Annotated in this window: 13 protein-coding genes; all 13 read left to right on the forward strand. The window is 32.9% G+C overall.

Annotation, left to right across the window (positions count from 1 at the left end; genetic code table 11):
• Positions 1-2 precede the first annotated feature (2 nt).
• The 13 genes from CCC31_RS01775 to CCC31_RS01835 all read left to right on the forward strand — a co-directional run bounded on the left by CCC31_RS01775 (position 3) and on the right by CCC31_RS01835 (position 16,903).
• Entirely contained in the window at positions 3-2,429 is a 2,427-nt protein-coding gene (locus tag CCC31_RS01775) for a DUF4125 family protein (protein ID WP_290849163.1), read from the forward strand.
• A gap of 16 nt (positions 2,430-2,445) precedes the next feature.
• Positions 2,446-4,521: a YgiQ family radical SAM protein gene (locus tag CCC31_RS01780; RefSeq protein ID WP_290849165.1), complete on the forward strand. Its 2,076-nt coding sequence runs from the start codon at positions 2,446-2,448 to the stop codon at positions 4,519-4,521.
• 129 nt (positions 4,522-4,650) lie between these two features.
• Positions 4,651-6,597 carry an oligopeptide transporter, OPT family gene (locus CCC31_RS01785; RefSeq protein ID WP_117908677.1) on the forward strand — a complete coding sequence of 649 codons (1,947 nt, stop codon included), beginning with the start codon at positions 4,651-4,653 and terminating at the stop codon, positions 6,595-6,597.
• An 85-nt stretch (positions 6,598-6,682) separates the two neighbouring features.
• A complete protein-coding gene (locus CCC31_RS01790; RefSeq protein WP_117908679.1) occupies positions 6,683-7,024 on the forward strand; it encodes a PqqD family protein in 342 nt (113 codons plus the stop codon).
• Positions 7,021-7,368, forward strand: a complete 348-nt coding sequence (locus CCC31_RS01795) for a hypothetical protein (RefSeq protein WP_117908681.1) — start codon at positions 7,021-7,023, stop codon at positions 7,366-7,368. The genes CCC31_RS01790 and CCC31_RS01795 overlap by 4 nt, the downstream gene beginning before the upstream one ends.
• 239 nt (positions 7,369-7,607) lie before the next feature.
• Positions 7,608-9,104 (forward strand): hypothetical protein, encoded by a 1,497-nt coding sequence (locus CCC31_RS01800; RefSeq protein ID WP_118565372.1) that lies wholly within the window; start codon positions 7,608-7,610, stop codon positions 9,102-9,104.
• A 22-nt stretch (positions 9,105-9,126) separates the two neighbouring features.
• A complete protein-coding gene (locus tag CCC31_RS01805) occupies positions 9,127-9,564 on the forward strand; it encodes a GatB/YqeY domain-containing protein (RefSeq protein ID WP_117908685.1) in 438 nt (145 codons plus the stop codon).
• A 420-nt stretch (positions 9,565-9,984) separates the two neighbouring features.
• On the forward strand, positions 9,985-10,965 hold the full coding sequence (locus CCC31_RS01810) for a LacI family DNA-binding transcriptional regulator (RefSeq protein WP_158562625.1): 981 nt from the start codon (positions 9,985-9,987) through the stop codon (positions 10,963-10,965).
• A 294-nt stretch (positions 10,966-11,259) separates the two neighbouring features.
• Positions 11,260-11,910, forward strand: coding sequence for a ribulose-phosphate 3-epimerase (locus CCC31_RS01815; protein WP_022089709.1), 651 nt, complete (start codon positions 11,260-11,262; stop codon positions 11,908-11,910).
• 126 nt (positions 11,911-12,036) lie between these two features.
• Positions 12,037-12,927 carry an allose kinase gene (gene alsK / locus CCC31_RS01820; protein ID WP_290849175.1) on the forward strand — a complete coding sequence of 297 codons (891 nt, stop codon included), beginning with the start codon at positions 12,037-12,039 and terminating at the stop codon, positions 12,925-12,927.
• A gap of 324 nt (positions 12,928-13,251) precedes the next feature.
• Positions 13,252-14,172 (forward strand): sugar phosphate isomerase/epimerase family protein, encoded by a 921-nt coding sequence (locus CCC31_RS01825; RefSeq protein ID WP_022089711.1) that lies wholly within the window; start codon positions 13,252-13,254, stop codon positions 14,170-14,172.
• A 35-nt stretch (positions 14,173-14,207) separates the two neighbouring features.
• The gene (locus CCC31_RS01830) at positions 14,208-15,323 is read left to right on the forward strand and encodes a substrate-binding domain-containing protein (protein WP_290849178.1); all 1,116 of its coding nucleotides are present in this window, start codon (positions 14,208-14,210) and stop codon (positions 15,321-15,323) included.
• Between the two features lie 83 nt (positions 15,324-15,406).
• A complete protein-coding gene (locus tag CCC31_RS01835) occupies positions 15,407-16,903 on the forward strand; it encodes a sugar ABC transporter ATP-binding protein (protein ID WP_290849180.1) in 1,497 nt (498 codons plus the stop codon).

A 16,903-nucleotide genomic window follows, 5' to 3' on the forward strand; every position in this document is an offset into this window, starting at 1 on the left:
CTATGGATATTCAGGCATTTTTAAATGGGTTAGATAAATTATTTGCAAAAAAGGCGATAGATGAGGTGGAGCCATTTTTAAATGAAAGTATGGAAAATGCAAAAAAAGAAAATGACAAATCAGCTCAGTTTACCATATTAAATGAAATGATGGGATTCTTCAGAGATACAAGTCAGTATGACAAGTCTATAAAAGCCTGTAATCAGTGCCTTTCTTTAATGAAAGAAATGAATATTGAAGGAACGGTTGATTATGCTACTTCTTTGCAAAATATAGCAAATGCCCATCGTGCTGCAGGTAAACTGGAGCAGTCGCTTATGTTTTACAATGAGGCAATGAAAATTTATGAAAAAAATATTGAACCAAATGATTTTAGAATGGCAAGCATAAATAACAATATAGCCCTTCTATATCAGGAAATGGGAGATTATGTAAATGCAGTAGCGCATTTGAAAATGGCATTGTGTATTATTGAACAACTAAGCGATTCCAGAATAGAGGTGGCAGTTACACATTCTAATCTTGGAGCATCTTTGGTTCAGTTAGGAAGAATTGATGAAGCTGTAAAACATTTGAATAAAGCATTAGCACTTTTTAGGCAGGATGAGGTAAAAGATTTTCATTACAGTGCTGCTTTATCAGCGATGGCATCATTAAAAGCTCAGATAGGAGAATATGAAACAGCAGCCAAATTGTATGAGGAAGCCTTAGATGAGATAAGAATTAATATGGGCAAAGGAACTGCATATAAAATAACAGAAGATAATTTACGACAGATTTACAGTATTTTAGGAGTTCATACAAATTTAGATTCAGATAAAATAGAAAATGGAATTGAATTAAGCAGAAAATTTTATGAGACATATGGAGAACCGATGATTCACGAAAAATTTTCTGACTACGAAAATAAAATCACAGTAGGTCTTGTTGGTGAGGGCTCGGAGAGGTTTGGATTCGATGACAAATATTCAAGAGACCATGATTTTGGTGCAGGTTTTTGTATGTGGGTTAGCACATCTACATATGATGCAATAGGCAAAGAATTAGAAGAAGAATATGAAAAAATAATTTCTGAACACGAAGAAGAATTTATGAAAAAATATGGGTTCTTAAGTGAAAATGAAAAATTATATAAAACACCAACAGCTGATGGAAGATGTGGCGTATCAAAAATAGGTGATTTTTATGAAAAATATACGGGATATAAGTTACCACCAAAGACTGTAGGAGAATGGATAGAAATTGATGATTACAAATTAGCGACAGTAACTAATGGAGCTATATTTAAGGATAATGAAGATAAGTTCTCAACAATAAGAAGTGAGTTCGCAAACATTCCGGAAACAGTAAGAAGAGTTAAAATTTCAAGAGAACTGGCTGCAATGGCGCAGACGGGTCAGAGCAATTACGAAAGGGCAATGGCAAGAAAAGATTTTGCTACTGCGAATATTTGTATTTCAGAATTTATGCAACATACAATGAAAATTGTTTATTTGCTTAACAGAAAATATGCTCCATATTACAAATGGATGCTTAAGGGAATGAAAGAACTGGAAATTTTGCCGGAGGTATCTGCGGTATTAAAGGCTTTAGCTGACTTGCCTGACCAAAGAGAAAACTGGGAAGATTATTCATATTCAAGTCGTGATAAGAACGAAAATGATATGAAAGTTGCAGCAATTGAAATAATCAGCAAGATGATAATAGAACAGCTAATTAAACAAAATATTATCGAAGAAGGCAGTTGCACAACAACATTTTTAAATGATTATTCAAGAATAATTATGGAGAATCTGACTTTGAAAAATAAAGAAAACGCATTTGACAGGGAAAAAGTAATAGATAAAATTATAGATTTGGAGTTTGAAGCATTTGATAAAGTACAAAATGTAGGTGGAAGAGCGGAATGTCAAAACAATTTTCCAATGTTTTACATTATGCGTAAAAGCCAGTATTTGACATGGACAGATGAAATGCTTTCATGCATACTTGAACTGTGGACGGAAAACAGGGAAAAAGGACTGAATATGATTACGGAAAAATATGCAAGGATGATGGAAAGCACTTCACCTGATGAATATGCTGAATTTGCAGATAAGCTTCCTGAAAAAACAGAGCAGACAAGAAAAATTGTGGATGAAATTGCAAAGATTCAGGTTGATTGGATGGAAGAGTTTTCAAAAGAATATCCAAAACTTGCAAACAATGCAAGAGACATAACCAGCGATTCTGATAATTTATATAACACATCTTATGAAACATATTTAAAAGGTGAGTTGTTGACATATTCAGAAAAATTATTAAAATTGTATGGGCAGTTTGTAATTAATCTTGCAAAAGAAGGCAAAAATCTTGCGGAAATGACAATAAAAAATACAGCCTTACTGTCAGGCTATAAATCGTTAGATGAAGCAGAGAAAAACAATTAGTATAAGGAATAAAAGTATGAGTTTTTTACCGGTATCAAAACAGGATATGATAGACAGAGGAATAGAGCAGTTAGACTTTGTCTATGTAATAGGGGATGCGTATGTTGACCATCCTTCATTTGGACACGCAATAATAAGCAGAGTTTTAGAATCTCACGGATATACAGTTGGAATTATTTCACAACCGGACTGGAAAGACGACAATAGTATTAACATATTAGGAGAACCAAGACTGGGATTTTTAGTAATGGGCGGAAATATGGATTCTATGGTTAATCATTATTATGTATCTAAAAAGCATAGAACAATGGATGCATATACGCCGGGTGGTGAAATCGGAAAAAGACCGGACCATGCAACGGTAGTATATTGTAATCTTATACGTCACACATATAAAAATAAGCCAATTATAATAGGCGGAATTGAAGCATCTTTAAGAAGAATGGCTCATTATGATTATTGGAGTAATAGTTTTAAGAGGTCTATTTTATTAGACAGTCAGGCAAATCTCATATCTTATGGAATGGGTGAAAAATCTATTGTTCAGATAGCTGATTCCTTAGATAGTGGCTTAGACGTAAATGACATTACGTTTATACCGGGAACAGTATATAAGACAAAGACTTTAGATTCAGTATATGAACCGATTATTCTTCCAACTTATGAAGATATGAAAAATGACAAATTAGAATATGCTAAGAGTTTTAAAATTCAGTCAGAGAATACAGATCCATTTAATGGTAAAACTTTAGTAGAAGAATATCCGAATGGAAATTTTGTAGTTCAGAACCCACCACAGGAACCACTAACTCAGCAGGAAATGGATGATGTGTATGATTTGCCTTATATGAGAACTTATCATCCGATGTATGAAGGAATGGGTGGAATTCCGGCAATTCAGGAAATACAGTTTTCGCTTATAAGTTGTAGAGGATGTTTTGGCGGATGTAGCTTTTGCGCACTTACATTTCATCAGGGAAGAATTATACAGACAAGAAGTCATGAATCAATTATAAATGAAGCACAAAAAATAATTGAGATGCCAAACTTTAAAGGATATATACATGATGTAGGAGGACCTACAGCGAATTTCAGACATCCGTCATGTAAAAAACAGTTAAAATGTGGCGTATGTAAAAATAAGCAGTGTCTTTTCCCGGAACCTTGTAAGAATTTAAATGTAGACCATAAAGATTATTTGTCACTTCTTAGAAAATTAAGAAGTCTGCCAAAAGTAAAGAAAGTATTTGTACGTTCAGGAATAAGATTTGACTATCTTATTGCAGATAAGGATGATACGTTTTTTAAGGAATTGGTAGATTATCATATTAGCGGACAGTTAAAGGTTGCACCTGAGCATATTTCAGATAAAGTATTACAGAAAATGGGTAAGCCAAAGAATGCTGTGTATGAAAAATTTATAGATAAATATAAGAAATTAAATAAAGCTGCAGGGAAAGATCAGTTCGTAGTCCCTTATCTTATGAGCTCTCATCCCGGTTCAGATATGAAAGAGGCAGTAAAACTTGCAGAATATTTAAGAGATATAAATTATAATCCACAACAGGTTCAGGATTTTTATCCAACACCGTCAACAATGTCAACAGTAATGTATTACACAGGAGTTGACCCTAGAACAATGGAACCGGTGTATGTGCCTAAAAATCCACATGAAAAAGCAATGCAAAGAGCATTAATGCAATATAGAAATCCTGCTAACTATGAATTGGTAAAGGAAGCATTGCAAATAGCAGGCAGAGAAGATTTAATTGGATTTGGACCAGAATGTCTTATCAGACCAAGACAATTTTCTAAGGAAAAACAGATGTATGGTAAGAATGGTGCAAATAAAAATAAAAGACAAAATAGTGGAAAGAATGATAAGGGTACAAATAGCAGAAATTTAAGAAACAAAAAAGGTGAAAAACAAAATAATAACAGCTCAAATGGTAAAAATACTAATAGGGATAAAATAAAGAAATTAGATAAAAGTAATAAAAAATCATTACAAAACAGTAGAAAATCACCAAAAAAAATAAAAAACGCACTAAAAAGTAAAAAAAATGTAAATAAAAGTAATAAAAAACAATAAAAAAGGTGGCTTGTTTAATGAATTTTTAGTATACTATAGTTTCGAGTAATATATAAAAAGATGCATGATATTAGTATCATCATCTGATATTATAGCTTTGCTATAAAAAATAAGAACAGGAGATAAAACATGGAAAAAAAGAATGAGTTTAAACCATTTATTCCTGCAGACAAAATTGTGCCTGAATTTACAGTGACATCTGTTATTCTTGGTGTTATTTTAGCAGTAATCTTTGGTGGAGCAAATGCCTACTTAGGACTCAGAGTAGGTATGACAGTATCAGCTTCGATTCCTGCAGCCGTTATTTCAATGGGTGTTATAAGAGTTATCATGAGAAAAGACTCTATCCTTGAAAATAATATTGTTCAGACAATAGGTTCAGCAGGTGAATCGTTAGCAGCCGGAGCAATTTTTACTATTCCGGCAATTTTTATCTGGGCATCAGAAGAAGGAAGTGGAATAAGTGAACCATCATTTATTACAATAGCCCTAATAGCACTTTGCGGAGGTATACTCGGTGTGTTATTTATGGTTCCGCTTCGTACAGCCTTAATAGTTGAAGAACATGGAGTTCTCCCATATCCTGAAGGAACAGCTTGTGCAGAGGTTCTTTTAGCAGGAGAAGAAGGTGGAAGGAAGTCAAAAGTAGTATTTTCAGGACTTGGAATTGCAGCATTATACAAATTTGTAGCTGATGGGTTAAAATTATTCCCAAGTGAAGTTGATTTTTCAATGCAGGGAAGTTACACATGTGGCATAGGTATGGATGTACTCCCGGCTTTATCAGGTGTTGGTTATATCTGTGGTATAAAGATTTCAAGTTATATGTTTGCAGGTGGTGTATTATCATATCTTGCATTAATACCGGCTATAGCATATTTTGGTGGAGACGCAGCCTCAAAGGTTGTCGACGATGCCGGAAAAGCAATTGCATTTAATCAGTTAGCACCGGGACAGATTTGGAGTAATTACATCAGATATATCGGTGCAGGTGCAGTAGCAGCAGGTGGTTTAATAAGCTTAATTAAGTCATTACCTACAATGGTTAAAACATTTAGTCGTGCAGTTAAAGGATTTGGTAAAAAAGGTGAAGCAGGAGATAGAACTCAGAGAGACATTCCAATGTCAGCAGTTCTTGGCGGAATCGTTGTTATAGCAGTAGCTATATGGTTACTTCCTGAAATACCGGTATCATTTGTAGGAGCAATTATTATTGTTGTATTTGGTTTCTTCTTTGCAACAGTATCATCTAGAATGGTTGGTATCGTAGGAAGTAGTAACAATCCTGTATCAGGTATGGCAATCGCTACATTAATTGTTACAACAGCTATCTTAAAAGCAACAGGAAGTACTGGTGCAAGTGGTATGGTAGCAGCAATCTCAATTGGAACAGTTATTTGTATCATAGCAGCAATGGCAGGTGATACATCTCAGGATTTAAAAACTGGATATATCGTAGGAGCAACTCCTGCAAAACAGCAGATTGGTGAATTAATTGGTGCTGTAGTATCAGCAATTGCCATTGGTGGTGTTATGTATCTTTTAAATGCAGCATGGGGATTTGGCTCAGAACAGATTCCTGCTCCACAGGCTACTTTAATGAAAATGGTAGTAGAAGGAGTTATGGGGGGAACATTACCTTGGGTATTAATATTCATGGGTGTGTTTATCGCAATAGTTGTTGAAATTCTTGGAATTCCTGTATTAGCATTTTCAATTGGTTTATATTTGCCAATTCATTTAAGTGCACCTATTATGGTTGGTGGTGTGATTAAATGGCTTATGGAAAATAAGAGAAAATATGCAAATGACAAAGAAAGAAAAGATTCAGTTGACACAGGCGTATTATATGCAGCAGGTATGATTGCAGGTGAAGGTATAATAGGTATTCTTCTTGCAGTTTTAGCGGTTGTAGGATTGGACAGTGTAATTGATTTATCATCAGTATATGGAGATGCTTTCCAGTCAGCAGGTAACTGGGTTGGATTAGTAGCATTTGTATTATTACTTTCAACATTATTTATCTTCACAAGACCAAAAAATGCAGTTGAAGTTGATGCAAAATTAGATAAATAAATTAGAAGCAAATTTAGAACAATAAAGCAAGGCACTGTTACAGAAAATGTGGTAGTGCCTTAAATAGTTAATAATTGGAGCGGCTATGAAGAAAGAAAATTATATTGATAATATTCCTAAAATAAATAAAAAATGGGAAACATTAGAAGATGGAATAGTTGAAGTTACAATAGAAAATAAAGGATTTTATAATACGTTGGCTCAGAAGTTATTTAAAAAACCAAGATACAGTTTTATAAAATTAGATGAGTATGGAAGTTGTGTGTGGAAACAGATTGATGGTAAAAAAACAATATATGAAATTGGAAAAATATTAGAAAAAGAACATAAAAAAGCAGGAGTTCAGTTGTATGAAAGACTTGCTAAATATTTTAAAATTTTAGAAACAAATAAATATGTCGTATTTGTAAATGAGGAAGATAAATGAAATTAGTAACGGTAATTGTAGGAGTTTTATTGTTTGCACTGGCTACAATGATTATTTATGGTTGGGGAATAGTAAAACAGAAAAATGAGTCACAGGATTTAATGAATCTTTTATTTAGCAAAGGTGAAAGTAAAGTAAAAAAATATTTAAAAAATCATGATTACATTACAATAACAGATGTTGAAAAGTTAAGCGAAAATTTAGAAGCAAAACAGGTATTTTCACCTAATAAAATAGTCGTAAAAGATAAGAAAGATTATGCAAAACAGCTTATGAATTACATGGTAAAAACAGGTCAGGTTGAAATAGAAGGAAACAGATATAAAAAGGCAGGCAAACATTAAGACTTTGCAATTATCTTATAGTATGACGTTGAGGTCAAAAACTATTAACTTTGATGTCTGCGGATTGTTAAAAATGTTAATGAAAAGCAGTTGAATTTGTGAAAATGTTAATAATATTAAAAATATCTCGAAATACTTTAAATTGTATTTTGTAATAGCATATTTTATATGGTATACTAAAGTATAAAAGTAAAAATACACGAATTAAGTGCTATATATGTACAGAGGAGGGTGTATCAATGGGATACGAAGAGTTGCAGGTGCGATGGATGTATTCAAAATTACCTGAAACTAAAGCAGAAGTTTTGAAACCACTATTACCACCTGAAAGTATATTACTAAACGTTGTTCTACAAAGAGGACGTTGGGACGAGTATGGTATATTGATGACAATAGATGCGACCTGTAAGGGAACCGCAGGATATCATGCAGCTTCGTTTTTTAAAGATTTTATTGTTATAACTGATGCCGGCATGAATCAGGAAAGAACTTTTGGTACAGGAAAGGTAAGAGGAATTATTCCTTATATAACTATAGAGAGATATGAAATTGCAAGTAATCAGATAAGTGAAGATTATACTGAATACTTTCTTGTTTTTTATATGAAAGACAAGAGAGAAAAGTTTTCATTCAGATTATTTGAAAAGAGAAAATATGATGATAACTTTAATTATCCATGGGAATTTACACCAAAAATGAACGGACGTGATATTAATTTCTATGACAAGGTAATGAAAGAAGTAATGGCAGACCCAATAGATTATGAAAGCAGGGCACATCTACTTTTGAAAGTAATGGGAATGCGTGAAGAAGGATTTACAAGAAAGTTCTTCGAACAGGAAATGGGTAAGTCGGAAGAGGAATTTTGGAAATCAGTTATGAAATTCCTTCAGGCTGAAAAAGAGGCCGGAAATAAAGAATTTGGAAATATTTATGATGAATACTCTAAGATAAGGGATGAGTCACAGAATTCAATTATAGAATTTAACAGAAGTATTAAGGAAAATCATCTTAGAGTAAAGAATATTGAAGAAGAAATGAGCAGACTTCAGGCAGAAATTCAGAATCTTGGAAGATTTTCTAAGAATATGAAGAATGAGAAACTTAAGCAATTAAGTGTAGACATGCAGATGATGCCTGAAATTACAAGAGAAAACGATGAGTTAAAGAGACAGATTGCAGAACTTAATGATAAAATTTATTCTGTAAGAAAGACTAAGCTTATTCAGGTATTTGAAACATTAGCTGCTGACGATGGAAATGACAAGGTTATTAATTGTGTATCAAATCTTATAAAAGCAACAGGAAAGATTTCTATTGAAGATTTGATATTTATAATAGACATGCTTGATTGGAAACATTATCCGCCAACAGAAACTGAGGCAAGAGCAGAGCTTACACCGCTTATTGCACAGGGCAAAGCAGTATATGAAAATGGTATTGTATATGATAAGTCAAGCATTGATGAATCATTACTTGAAGAAATTGAAGCAAGAAAAGATGAAATAGCTCAGGAAACATTTGACAGTTGTAGAGATAAGATTTATGACACAATATGTGCTCAGGTTATTAAGAGCAGAGTTGTAAGACGTCAGGCAATGGAAGATATGCTTAATCGTGAAATGATGGGCTCAATAGAATGTTTATCTGAGAAATTTAATCAGGAAATTATTGATATGCTTATTGATAATGGCGTAATGAAAGATATGAATAAAATTTTTGTTGCATTAAAATAGCAACTGGAAAGAAGGCATATAAATGGACATTAAAACATTACAAAAAGACATGATTGCAGCTATGAAAAACAAAGACAAACCAAGAAAAGAATCTATCTCAGCACTTATTCAGGCTGTAAAGAAAATGGCTATTGATGAAGGATGCAGAGATGATATTCCAACAGAAATGGTTGACAGAGTAATTTTAAAGGAAATGAAAACTGTAAAAGAGCAGATTGATTCATGTCCGGCAGACAGAACAGATTTAAAAGATGAATATCAGGCAAGATATGATGTGTTTAGTGAATACGCTCCACAGCTTATGTCAGCAGAAGAAGTTGAAGCAATCTTAAAAGAAAAATTCGCAGATGTTCTTGCTACAAAGAATAAAGGTATGATTATGAAAACAGTTATGCCTGAATTTAAAGGCAAGGCAGATGGTAAGGTGATTAACCAGACGGTAGCAAAGCTTTGCCAGTAGATTAAATCTTAAAATAAATATAAAAAAATAAAAGCACCACAAATATGACAATTGATTAGTCGGATTTGTGATGCTTTTATTTTTTATGGTGTTGAGTTATTGCTGTTCGGGATATCGAAGTTGTAAAAGGTCTCAATGCGCTTACCAAAAATCTGGAGACCTGCAAAAACGATAACGGCTACTAATATTAACAGTAGTCCATATTCAACAAGACCTTGTCCATCTTCATCAAAAATAAAGTCTAGAATATTATTCATGTTAAAACCCCTTTTCTATTGAAAACTTACCTAACTCTATAATATAATAACGTTCAATATTTTACAATAAATATAGTAAATAAAAATGTATTTATTGATGTTTTATGCTAAAATTAGTAGAATAATTTGTAAAAGTTAAATGATGTGTATGAGGAATGTTAATATGAATAACAATGTGTCAATAAAGGATATTGCAAAAATGGCCGGCGTATCAATTGCAACGGTATCGAGAGTAATTAATAAAAGTGGAAAAGTGGCAAAGGAAACGGAAGAAAAGATTCTTCAAATTATGAAAGAAAATAATTATGTTCCAAATTTGTTGGCAAAAGGAATGCGAACTAATAAGGTTACGACCATAGGTATTGTTATACCTGATATTTCAAATGAGTTTTTCAGCAAGATAGCAAAACAAATTCAGACGTTATTTTTTAATAAAGGTTATGCATCAATTATATGTAATACAAGTGAAGATGATAAAATAGAAAAGCAATGTATAGAAATGCTTCAGGCACAGCAGGTAGGAGGCATTATCCATATTGTTTCAGAAAAAGCAAATAAAGAAAACAAAATATTAATTCCTACAGTATATTTAGATAGAGAGCCCAAATTTAGTAATAAAAGAAAAGATATGGCGATAATAGAAAGTGATAACTTATCAGGTGGATATATAGCAACAGATGCAATGATAAAGAAAGGATGTAAAAATATAATTTGCTTAAGCCCTAAAGACGTTGTTTCTACTCATAAAAAAAGATGTCAGGGCTATGCATATGCAATGAATGAGAACGGATTAAATCTAAAGATTATAATTGTAGATAATGTGTCTTTAGAAGAAGGATATAATAAAACAAAAGAATATATAAAGAATAATAAAATAGATGGGATTTTTGCAACTACAGATATTATAGCAATAGGAGCTATAAAAGCTATAAAAGAAGCAGGATTTAAAATACCGGAAAATGTAAAAGTATTTGGATATGATGCAAGCAATATGTCGGAAGTGATAGAAACACCATTGTCAACAATTGTTCAGCCAATTGAAGAGATGACATTGGCAGCAGTAGAAATGTTGGAAAAAAATATGAATGGAGAGAAGATAAAAGAAAACAGATTGATACTTCCGGTGAAAATAAAAGAAAGATAAGTACAGGTTAGATATTATTTTTAATAAAAATATGGTAAAAAAGAACACGTTATAAATAAAAAATAGAATTAAAACGATTTTAATAAAAAAGGAGTTAATGTTTAGCTCCTTTTACTTGACAAGAAAAATGTAAACGTTTACACTAATGATAACATAAGAAAAAAAGAAAAAATTTATACAAAAATGTAAACGCTTACATAAGATAAGAACTTAAAAACAAAAAAGTAATATGAAAAGCAATTCAAGAAAATATTTAAAGTTAATCGAATTGCATAGTACGGAAAGGAGATTAAAATGGAAAAGTTATTATGTCCATCAATGATGTGCGCAAATTATGGAAATTTAAGTGAAGAGGTAGAAAAGTTAGAGAAGGCAGGAGCAGATATATTTCATATAGATATAATGGATGGACAGTTTGTTCCTAATTTTGGAATGGGACTTCAGGATGTGGAGTTTATATGCAAAAAAGCAACGATACCTGTAGATGCCCATTTAATGATTGAAAATCCCGGAAGTTATGTTGAAAAATTTGCAAAAATGGGAATAAAAATTATTTATATTCATCCAGAATCAGATGTTCATCCGACAAGAACATTACAGTCCATTATAGATGCAGGAGCGACACCAGGGATAGCAATAAATCCGGGAACGGCAGTAGCAACGATTAAGCCATTATTGCCATTTGTAAAATATGTAATGGTAATGAGTGTAAATCCGGGATTTGCAGGACAAAAATATATTAGCTCTGTTGATGAAAAAATTAAGGAATTAATTGAATTAAAAGAAAAATATGGATATGAAGTAATGTTAGATGGAGCATGTTCTCCGGAAAGAGTAGAAACATTATCTAAGATGGGTGTAAAAGGATTTATACTTGGAACATCAGCTTTATTTGGAAAGGGAAAACCATATAAAGAACTTTTAGATGGATTAAGAGCATTATAGAATATGCGAAATTTGCATGACATCATATAGATGAAAAGAAAACGTATTAAGTTTATTTGGCAAAATGACACAGATAATTGATTGCCTGGTAGAGTGGTTAATGTGTATTAATAGGAGAAAAATAAAATGAGTGTAATAGGAATAGATATTGGAGGAACAAATATCAGAATAGGCCATGATGATAATGGTGAATTGAAGGATTTTGTTAAGATATCTACTAAAGATAATTTGAAACAAGGAAAAATAGTTGAATGTTTAGCGGACATAATAAAAAAGTATATTAACGAATATTGCAATAACGATGAGATACAGCAGATAGCAATAGGTATACCTGCAACTTTGAGTGCTGATCGAAAAGAAATTTTGCAGGTTCCCAATATAAAAGGAATGAATAACATAAGACTGGGAGAGGAACTGGAGAAAGTTCTTGGAATTAAGGTGGCACTGGAGAGAGATGTTCATATGCTTTATTTTTGGGATAAATATGAGCAGAAAATTGCAGATGATGGAATTGGAATAGGAATATATATTGGTACAGGAGTTGGAAATGCAATATTCATAAATGGTAAACCTCTTGCAGGAAAAGATGGAGCAGCGGGCGAATTGGGACATATACCAATGATTGGAGGAAAAGAACAGTGCGGATGTGGAAATCTTGGATGCTCTGAATGTTATGCTTCAGGATGGAAACTTGTACAAATTAAAGATAAATGTTTTCCTGAAACAACTATGAATGAATTATTTGTAAAACATAGCAATAGTCATATATTACGTGAGTATGTAGATGCCATAGCTTGTGTGGCTTGCAGTGAAATAAATATATTAAATCCGGATTCCATAATATTTGGTGGCGGTGTAATTAATATGAAAGGGTTCCCAAAAGAACTTTTGGAAGAAAGATTGTATGTTCATGCAAGAAAACCATATCCGGCAGAGAATCTGGATATTAAATATTCTGTAGATAAACCTGATAATGGAGTAAAGGGTGCAATAATTTTTGCAAAAACTTTAATATAATTTCAAAAATATTCAAATTGTTGAAAAGAGAAATTAGAAATATTCTAGTTTCTCTTTTTTTACTGTAAAATTAGTCTAAACTAACTTAAGAATATTTGGTAATAATTTCTAAAAAGAAAAAGAATGCTAAATTTAAATGAAAGAAAATGAAACGTTTTTAATTAGAAAAAATTGTGCATAATGCACATAATATCGAACTGATAATTGTAATAATAGTTGAAAATGATGAAAGATATTGACAAAAAAGGCAAAAGGCATACAATTATGACAAGAGATGAAAATAAATGAAAACAAATGACAGGAAAATAAAGAAAGGATGAGCATATGAATTACGCAGGAAGATTTAATTCTTTTATTTTAAAAGGTCAAAATGTATTTGATGCAATTAAAGCGTATCATGAAATGGATGGAATTACTCATTTAGAGTTTAACTATCCGGAACATTTTGAAGGATATGATTTAGAAGAAATTAAAAAAGCAATGGGTGATTTAAAGGTAAACGGTTTAGCAGTTCGTTGGAGAAATGATTTTACAAACGGTGATTTAACTAATCCTGATCCAGAGCTTAGAGAAAGAGCAATAAGGTATTGCAAAGAGGCAACAGATATTTGTAGAGAACTTGGAGGAACCTACATTACATTATGGTTAGAAAACGATGGTTTTGATTATGCGTTTCAGGTTGATTACGAAGAAGCATGGAAACAGATGGTAGATGCATTCAGAGAAATAGCAGACTATGGACCGGACATGAAGTACAGCATAGAATATAAACCATTTGAACCGAGAAACTTCTCAATGGTTGACAGTACAGGAATGACATTACTTCTTATTAAAGAAATTGATAAACCAAATGTTGGATGTACATTAGATTTTTGCCATATGTTAATGAAGAGAGACTCCCCGGCATATGGACTTGCACTTGCAGCAAGTATGGGAAAACTTTACGGATTACATATGAATGACGGATATTCACAAATGGACAGTGGAATGATATTCGGATCAGTAAATATAGCTCATGCAGCAGAATTTATTTATTACTTAAAGAAATACAATTATCAGGGAGTTGTGTTCTTTGACACATTCCCAATAAGAGAAAATGCAAAGCTTGAAACACAGGCTAACATCAATTCTTTCGAAAAGATTTCAAAAATAGTTGATGAAATTGGAATGGATAGAATTGCCAAAGTAGTATCTGAACGTGACGGAGTTGAGGCTCAGCGCCTTGTTCTGGACATGTTAAAATAAGGAAAATTAAAGCATAAGAAAAGGAGAAAATGCAAATGAGAAAGAAAATTTTAGCAACAGCATTAGTTGCAACAATGGTATTTGGTTTAGTAGGATGTGGAAGCGGCTCAGGAGATAGTAGCCAGGCATCAAACAGTGGCTCAGATTCTTCAGCAAAAACACAGACAGAAGAATTTAACCCGGACACAGTTGAAGATAGTATGACAATCGAAGAAATTCGTCAGAACTTAGGAGATGAAGTTAAGGTTAAAGGTGGACTTCAGTTAGGAGCTATCGCAAAATCATTCTCAAATGAATTTTGGCGTAACTTTAAGAACGGTTATGAAGCAGCAGAAAAATCACTTAAAGATGCAGGAGTTGATGTTAAGATCAAAGTAGATGGAACAACAGATGAAAGTGATGAAATCGGACAGCAGACAATGACAGATAACTTAGTTAACCAGGGATATAACGCATTAATGTTAAGCCCAATTTCAGATTCAAACTTAACATCATCAGTTGACAATGCTAAGACAAAGAAGATTCCTACAATCAACGTAAATGACGGTTTAATTTCAGCAGCAGATTATTTCGTAGGACCTGATGCTTACCAGAATGGTGAATTGGCAGCTGAATGGGTTTCAAAACAGCTTGGTGACAAAGGCGAAGTTGCTATCGTAGTAGGTATGGCAAAGGCATTTGCAGCTCGTGAAAGAACAGCAGGATTCAAAGGATGGATTAAGGACAATAACTCAGGACTTAAAGTAGTAGCAGAACAGAATGCTGACTGGGATAGACAGAAAGCAAAAGAATTAGCAAGCACATGGATTCAGCAGAACCCTGACTTAAAGGCAATCTTCTGTAACAACGATGATATGGCTTTAGGTGTTGTTGAAGCAGTAGAAGAAGCAAAAGCAGACATCTTAGTAGTAGGTGTTGACGGTATCGGCGAAGCTTATGATTCAATTAGAGAAGGCAAGTTAGATGCAACAGTTGACTCATTTGGATACTATATGTCACAGGTTGCTACAGAAGTAACATTACGTGTATTAGCAGGACAGGATATTCCAAGAGTAACACATACACCACAGGCTCTTATTGATTCAACAAACGTAGACAAAGACGCAGCTGAAATCATTGGATGGACAGATGCTAAATATGTAACTGAATAGTAAAAGATAAAAAGGAACAGTTAGGTTTAGATAATGGGAGAAAGTGAGAACTTTCTCCCATCTATAAAGAAGGAGGAACTATTATGGCGAAGGCTGTTGAATTTGTTAATATTAACAAACGCTTTCCAGGAGTACACGTCCTTAAAGATATATCTTTTTCAGTAGAAGAAGGAGAAGTTCACGCACTATTAGGTGAAAATGGAGCAGGAAAATCAACTCTGCTTAATATTCTTCATGGTGTTTATCCGGAATATGAAGGTGAAGTAAGACTTCATGGAGAAAAAGTAAGCTTTAAAGACACAAATGATGCTATTGTAAATGGCAGAATATCTAAAGTTCATCAGGAAACACTTGTAGTAAAGGATCTTACAGTTGGTCAAAATGTAACAATGGGTTATGAACCTAAAAAAGGAATCTTTATAGATTTCAAAAAAATGAATAAAGAAGTAGATGAAATATTGGCAGAATTAAATTGTAACTTCAAATCATCTGATTTAGTTAGTACATTGACAGCAGGTGAAATGCAGATGTTAGCAATAGCAAGAGCGTTGTATCATCATTCAACGATTATTTCTCTTGATGAGCCAACAGCATCTATTACATTAAAAGAAACAGAAGCCCTTTTTGATGTAGTTAGAAAATTGAAAAAACAGGGTGTTACAATTCTTTATGTAAGCCATAGACTGGAAGAAATTTTCCAGATTTGCGATAGGGCTTCCATTCTTAGAGATGGTGAATACATTCAGACAATGGATATTGCAAACACAACAAGAGATGAACTTATACATGCAATGGTTGGTAGAAATGTATCAGCAGTTGCATCAAGACTTAAACCAAGTCCAAAAACTGATGAAGTTGTATTGAGTGTAGAACATTTAACAAATGAAAATTATAACGATGTTAGTTTTGAACTCCATAAAGGTGAAATTCTTGGTTTCTTTGGCCTGGTAGGTGCAGGAAGAACAGAAGTAATGAGAACCATTATAGGAGCGGATCAGAAAACATCCGGAAAGATTATCCTTAAAGGAAAAGAAGTAAAGAATGGCTGGAATACTACAAAAGCGTTGAAGGCCGGAATAGGATTATTACCTGAAGATAGAAAAACACAAGGATTTATGAATCTTTCTAACAACTATGAAAATATAGCAATTTCAAGTTTGGAAAAATATATGAAAGGTCCGTTTACGGATGAAAAGAAGAAAATAAAAAATGCAGAACGCTTTTTTGAAGAAATGGATGTACATCCAAGAAGAGTTGATTATCTGACAAGTAACATGTCAGGTGGAAATCAGCAGAAAGTAATTTTAGCAAGATGGATGGCTACAGATGTAGATATAATCATATTTGATGAACCTACAAAAGGTGTAGACGTAGGTGCTAAAGCAGAAATTTACAGATTGATGGAAGAACTTGTTGAAGAAGGTAAGAGTATAATCGTAGTTTCTTCAGAGTTACCGGAAGCAATGGGTATTAGCGACAGAATCATCGTAATGAGTGAAGGAAAAGTAACAGCTGAACTTACAAGTAAGGTTGATTTTGTAGAAGATTCAATTCTTGATTTGGCAATTGGAGGTAATTAG

This window comes from Eubacterium sp. LMAG:50, assembly GCF_008680265.1.
Classification (GTDB): domain Bacteria; phylum Bacillota; class Clostridia; order Lachnospirales; family Lachnospiraceae; genus Eubacterium_U; species Eubacterium_U album.

What these genes read in the sequence shown, in the direction of transcription:
- CCC31_RS01780 (WP_290849165.1), top strand. Translation starts at nt 2,446, where the DNA reads ATGAGTTTTTTACCGGTATCAAAACAGGATATGATAGACAGAGGAATA.
- CCC31_RS01815 (WP_022089709.1), top strand. Translation starts at nt 11,260, where the DNA reads ATGGAAAAGTTATTATGTCCATCAATGATGTGCGCAAATTATGGAAAT.
- CCC31_RS01800 (WP_118565372.1), top strand. Translation starts at nt 7,608, where the DNA reads ATGGGATACGAAGAGTTGCAGGTGCGATGGATGTATTCAAAATTACCT.
- CCC31_RS01835 (WP_290849180.1), top strand. Translation starts at nt 15,407, where the DNA reads ATGGCGAAGGCTGTTGAATTTGTTAATATTAACAAACGCTTTCCAGGA.
- CCC31_RS01795 (WP_117908681.1), top strand. Translation starts at nt 7,021, where the DNA reads ATGAAATTAGTAACGGTAATTGTAGGAGTTTTATTGTTTGCACTGGCT.
- CCC31_RS01805 (WP_117908685.1), top strand. Translation starts at nt 9,127, where the DNA reads ATGGACATTAAAACATTACAAAAAGACATGATTGCAGCTATGAAAAAC.
- alsK (WP_290849175.1), top strand. Translation starts at nt 12,037, where the DNA reads ATGAGTGTAATAGGAATAGATATTGGAGGAACAAATATCAGAATAGGC.
- CCC31_RS01825 (WP_022089711.1), top strand. Translation starts at nt 13,252, where the DNA reads ATGAATTACGCAGGAAGATTTAATTCTTTTATTTTAAAAGGTCAAAAT.
- CCC31_RS01790 (WP_117908679.1), top strand. Translation starts at nt 6,683, where the DNA reads ATGAAGAAAGAAAATTATATTGATAATATTCCTAAAATAAATAAAAAA.
- CCC31_RS01810 (WP_158562625.1), top strand. Translation starts at nt 9,985, where the DNA reads ATGAATAACAATGTGTCAATAAAGGATATTGCAAAAATGGCCGGCGTA.
- CCC31_RS01775 (WP_290849163.1), top strand. Translation starts at nt 3, where the DNA reads ATGGATATTCAGGCATTTTTAAATGGGTTAGATAAATTATTTGCAAAA.
- CCC31_RS01830 (WP_290849178.1), top strand. Translation starts at nt 14,208, where the DNA reads ATGAGAAAGAAAATTTTAGCAACAGCATTAGTTGCAACAATGGTATTT.
- CCC31_RS01785 (WP_117908677.1), top strand. Translation starts at nt 4,651, where the DNA reads ATGGAAAAAAAGAATGAGTTTAAACCATTTATTCCTGCAGACAAAATT.